General features: G+C 43.0%; 5 protein-coding genes. 1 reads left to right on the top strand and 4 read right to left on the bottom strand.

All coding sequences use genetic code 11. The features are described from left to right. The 4 genes from L4D12_RS25170 to L4D12_RS25155 all read right to left on the bottom strand — a co-directional run. A partial coding sequence (locus tag L4D12_RS25170) for a pilus assembly protein N-terminal domain-containing protein (RefSeq protein WP_428450560.1) occupies positions 1 to 629 on the bottom strand: 629 nt, incomplete at its 3' end. Positions 630 to 664: 35 nt separating this feature from the next. Next, positions 665 to 1,513 carry a Flp pilus assembly protein CpaB gene (gene cpaB, locus L4D12_RS25165; RefSeq protein ID WP_428450559.1) on the bottom strand — a complete coding sequence of 283 codons (849 nt, stop codon included), beginning with the start codon at positions 1,511 to 1,513 and terminating at the stop codon, positions 665 to 667. Between the two features lie 10 nt (positions 1,514 to 1,523). Further along, positions 1,524 to 1,955: an A24 family peptidase gene (locus tag L4D12_RS25160; protein WP_428450558.1), complete on the bottom strand. Its 432-nt coding sequence runs from the start codon at positions 1,953 to 1,955 to the stop codon at positions 1,524 to 1,526. A gap of 40 nt (positions 1,956 to 1,995) precedes the next feature. Continuing rightward, the gene (locus tag L4D12_RS25155; RefSeq protein WP_428450557.1) at positions 1,996 to 2,205 is read right to left on the bottom strand and encodes a Flp family type IVb pilin; all 210 of its coding nucleotides are present in this window, start codon (positions 2,203 to 2,205) and stop codon (positions 1,996 to 1,998) included. Between the two features lie 498 nt (positions 2,206 to 2,703). Here L4D12_RS25155 and L4D12_RS25150 point away from each other — a divergent pair, with 498 nt between their 5' ends. Then, the gene (locus L4D12_RS25150) at positions 2,704 to 3,576 is read left to right on the top strand and encodes a LysR family transcriptional regulator (protein ID WP_428450556.1); all 873 of its coding nucleotides are present in this window, start codon (positions 2,704 to 2,706) and stop codon (positions 3,574 to 3,576) included. The last annotated feature ends 575 nt before the right edge of the window (positions 3,577 to 4,151 follow it).

Genomic DNA, 4,151 nt, shown 5'->3' with positions numbered 1-4,151 from the left:
ACCCCGGCCCCCAGTGATCCCCAATCAACGCCAATCGCATTTGCAAATGATTCGGTAACCTGTGCCACTGAGATTTTGACATTAACCTGCTGCACGGCTGTCACGACCAAATTCTCGATAATGCCGGTCCAACGGTTATTACGTGCAAAAATAAGACTTTCCGATTCTTCCAGGCCGCTATCGGCAAACGTGAGCTTACTGGATTCCTCATAACGTTCCGTTGACTCCCGATTCAGCAGAGTGGCAACCATACGGTAAACATCATCGCGCTGTTGCTCGGATGCGACTTGCCCACTGACAGAGACTTGCTCACCCACCGACTCCAGTTTGATATCCAACTGAGGGAAATGCAGTTTAAGCTGGCGCCGGATCAGGCTTAAATCGATATCGACCAATATCCGCTCAGAGAGCAATACATTCCCATTGATGCCATAGACAATCAGCCGCGTTTGACCCACTTGCTGAGCAAAAACCACTAAACTCTGCTCATCAATCACTTGGTAATCCGCAATGTCTGGCGCACTGATAAAAACTTTACTGATCGGTTGCCCTATCGAAAAATGCTTTGCGTCATTCAACGTGATGTAGCGATCAGCGGCAACCCCTGACATTGGCCACCAGCCCCCCATAACCAATAACACTATGAAATAATATCGCCTTAACATCAGAGTACCCCTTCTAAGCTTGAGGAGGAGTCACGCGGACCGCGTAATTCTTCAATGCCGGTATAGTTTTTAATGACATCGCGCACATCGGCATGCAAAGGCTGTTGATAACGATAACTTCGATAAACCTCGATATGCATCGTGCGTTGGGCGAGTGATAATCGCGCAATATCTGAGGGGGCTATCTCGACGACAACCGTCGTTTTTCCCTCATTATCACTTACCTGCTGAGCAGAGACCGCGCGGTTTGCTTCTTCGTCATCGAGCAGACGACTTCGCTCCGTGCCAATACTCATCACCTTAACGTTATGAAGAAATATCGAGGCCTCAACCCCTGAGAAATGTGGTAGCGCATCACTATTTACCGCCAAATTCACCTTGGGAGAACTCACCGCAAGAATATCAATGTGATCACCGGGATGAATAAAATTGGCGATTAGATTTCGGGTTGTGACCTGCAGCGGATAGAGTGTCATCCCTTCGCTAATCAACAGATCAATGTATCCCGGCTGTTCTGGACGTGTCTGAAACTCTGACCATATCCACTCACCTTGCTTTATTGACGTGTTCAGCAAAACTGTCGGTGTAAAATCGAGCTCAACATCTTCGTTAAAGCCAAGTTTCAGTGCCGATCCCATCTCTACCTGCTCACGGGTGACGCGTGCAGGTGTTAATGGCGTCCCTTTCGCTAACTCGGTGTTAGCTCGCCACAACGTCACATAATGAACCTGTCGCTCCGGCGCATCATTCTCAGCCCGTTCAGGGGAAGAACGCAATGTGCCTATCAGGCCATAGACCCCACTGATAACGGCCAGAAAAGCAATTAAGAATATTACTTTCCCATTCATAACCTTGCCTTTAAAGTAAGTGGACAAGAATTGGAAAATAGAACCCGACCGCGATGGCAATACCATAAGGCAAGCCGGGATCCTTCCCCGTCGATTTTCTTTGTAACAAACGGTACTTCAGCAAATACAGGCAGGCGATGATCCCACCTGTGATTGCCGTTAACCACAGCGCCAATGGCAGGCTGGATATTGGCAGGACCAGTGCTAGTGCCGTGGCCAGTTTGCTGTCCCCTGCACCCAACACATTCACCCCAACCAATACCCCCGTTATACCCAATACCACCAGAGCACTTAGCCAACCGCTGTAAGTGCTGGTCATGGCATTGGCGATCAACGTCCCCGCCAATACAGCCAGAACAAGGCTATTGGGGATGCTCCGCCTGTATAAATCTGACCAGCAGATAAAAAGTAAAACAATGAACAGATACGTTATAATCAGCATAAAATAACTACTGTTACCATTTATTGGCCTATTGCGACCACTAAGGCGTAGCAGTCGTGATGGCTGTAGTTATGGCGTCAAATGCCAATTTCAACTGTTCGACAAAATTACCACTACCTGATACCGCCGCACCAATCATCACTGCCATAGCAACCCCAATCAAGCCATACTCAATTGCGGTTACACCGCGCTCATCTTTTTTATAGGTCGAGATAAATGCATCAACCTTGCTATACACTAAACGCAACATAATAACCTCCAACACCTTTTGTGAATGAGTAAGAACCACTTCTTACACAGCCAGATTACTGAATATTTTCAGTTGTGCATCGATGGTGTTCATTGAAAAAATCAATCATCACTAAATATCAATGGCAGACAAAACCGATTTGACCTTGTTGCGGTTGAGTAAAAGCACTACATAAATCAATGAGATATACATGCTGTAATGACTATTTTATTTATTAAAAAACAAAATTCATTTTAATATAAAAATTATAATATCTTTATTCTATTTTCTGACCTGATTCACAAATATAGCGTTATTGATATTTTAAGTACGTAATTACTCTTAACTTTCATACCTTGATATAAAAAACACGTCGTGATTGCATCTGATACCAAGTTGATACTGTTTTATTTTCTACTAGTAATATAATTCATATTAGAAGTGTGATATTAGATGGATTTGATACTCAAATGGATTAAAGAGAACACAACCGTAAGTAATGGGCTAGGTGGAATGGTAATGATGAAACTTCATTTAGATGCAATTGCTGCTTTTGTACTGGTCGCTGAAAAAGGCTCTTTCACGGCTGCGGCGCGAAAGCTGCAGAAATCACAGTCCACCGTCAGCATTGCGGTGCAGCACCTCGAGGAAGAAGTTGGTAAGCCATTATTTTCACGAGAGAAAAAACAACCTCAACTCACAGATGATGGGAAGATTTTTTTTCAAGCTGCAAAATCATTTTTAGACAATTATCAAGATCTGGTTTCCATTGCGACATCAATTAGTGCTTATAAAAATAAAACGTTAAAAATTGGTATTGACCCGTTTTTATATAGCCAATATATATGTACGCTCTTAACCAGTTTAACAACATCAATTCCAGGACTTGATGTCATCATGATTGATTCCCCGAGTGATGTTCTCTACGATAATATTCAAAATGGCACACTCGACATTGCCTTTGGCTACCTTAGTCATACCAAAATATTCGATATTGAATATAACACTTTGTTTAATTCAAATGCTTTTTGGGTTAAAGCTCCATCTTATTTAATTAATAAACAAGAGCTACGATTACTCTTAATAGATAATGATAGTAATATACAAAAACAGACGCTTAGCCCCCCAGCATCCATCTGGAAATGCAATAATCTCAGCACTGTCATTGATTTATGTATTGCAGGGCATGGTATCGCATTACTTCCCGAAGAAATTCAAGCGCCATATTTAGAAAATGGGAAATTGCAACGAATTCATGATGATAAACGCTTCTTTGGTAAAAGTTGTAGCGCATCACTGCTATGGAAAAGCAGCCAGCATTTATCACCAGAAGTAAAATGGCTCATTGACAAAACCAGCACATTATCTGCGCCACTTTGGTTAAGCCCTTAATCATGAAAGAAAAATCATTCACACCCCTTTTCACGTAGGGATTTACCTCGAATTTGAACACTCATTAAAATCCCAGATACAAAAAAAACAGCACAATGGCTGGCTTCATCATTTAATTCGCAGGAATTGAGCTCGAGAACAAGGCGGAGCCCATCTTACCTAGCAATCAATTCACACCTCTTTTCATGTAGGGATTTGCCCCGAATTTGAACACTCATTAAAATCCCAGATACAAAAAAACCAGCGCAATGGCTGGCTTCATCATTTAATTCGCAGGAATTGAGCTCGAGAACAAGGCGGAAGCCCTTCTTACCTAGCAATCAATTCACAACCCTTTTCACGTAGGGATTTACCTCGAATTTGAACTCTCATTAAAATCCCAGACACATCGAGTAGGGTGAGGCGTCGCCGCCTCATCCCTCTCACAGAACCGTACGTACGGACCTCGTATACGGCTCATGTACATTTCCATTCAGCGTAAGTGCTGAACACATGCCCTGTCACAACATGTTCAATATTGACTAAACCAAGTTCATTGAACCATTGATTTGTCATAGCGTAGCTCGATAACGGAC

It is taken from the genome of Photobacterium nomapromontoriensis (assembly GCF_050336815.1).
Classification (GTDB): domain Bacteria; phylum Pseudomonadota; class Gammaproteobacteria; order Enterobacterales; family Vibrionaceae; genus Photobacterium; species Photobacterium nomapromontoriensis.
Note: the sequence above shows the minus strand (reverse complement) of the source record. Positions and strands in the feature narration are given on the sequence as shown.